General features: G+C 66.7%; 1 protein-coding gene. It reads left to right on the forward strand.

The window, feature by feature from the left end:
* Positions 1–555, forward strand: a 555-nt coding sequence (locus AACY52_RS29690; protein ID WP_339561283.1) for a hypothetical protein, incomplete at both ends; no start/stop codon positions are given.

Raw genomic sequence — 555 nt, forward strand, 5'->3', positions numbered from 1 at the left:
CTTCATCGCCGCCGCGCTATCCGGCGACACCTCGATCCGTCGGCTTGAGGACATGGGAGAGAGCCAGGCCAACCAGTTCGCCATGGCAAAGGCCATCGCGTCGGGCGACCCGCGCTTGATGCAGAAAGCCGGCCTCGAAGCCGACATCGCCCGGCTCGAACGGCTGCGGGCTGCGCACATTGACGATCAGCACGCGGTGCGGCGGCAGATGCGCGATGCCGAACGCGACATCGAGCTCTCCATCCGTCGCATCGGCGAGATCGGTCGGGACATCGAGCGTCGTATCCCGACCGCCGGTGACGCCTTCACCATGGCGGTGACGGTAGATCCTCATGTCGAGCGCAAGCTCGCCGGCCGCGCGCTGATGAAGGAGATCCTGACGCTGGTGCAGCTTCAGCAGGAAGGTGAGACCGTCACCGCGTCGATCGGCGGCTTCGACGTCGCGTACAGCGGAGAGCGCATCGGCCGGGACGGCTATCGCTACACCACGATGCTGCTGCGGACCGGCGCCGAATACGAGATCGAGCTGCCGGTGACGGTCACGCCGATCGGTGC

The sequence above is a fragment of the Pseudomonas sp. EA_65y_Pfl1_P113 genome (assembly GCF_963970525.1).
GTDB classification, from domain to species: domain Bacteria; phylum Pseudomonadota; class Gammaproteobacteria; order Pseudomonadales; family Pseudomonadaceae; genus Aquipseudomonas; species Aquipseudomonas tritici.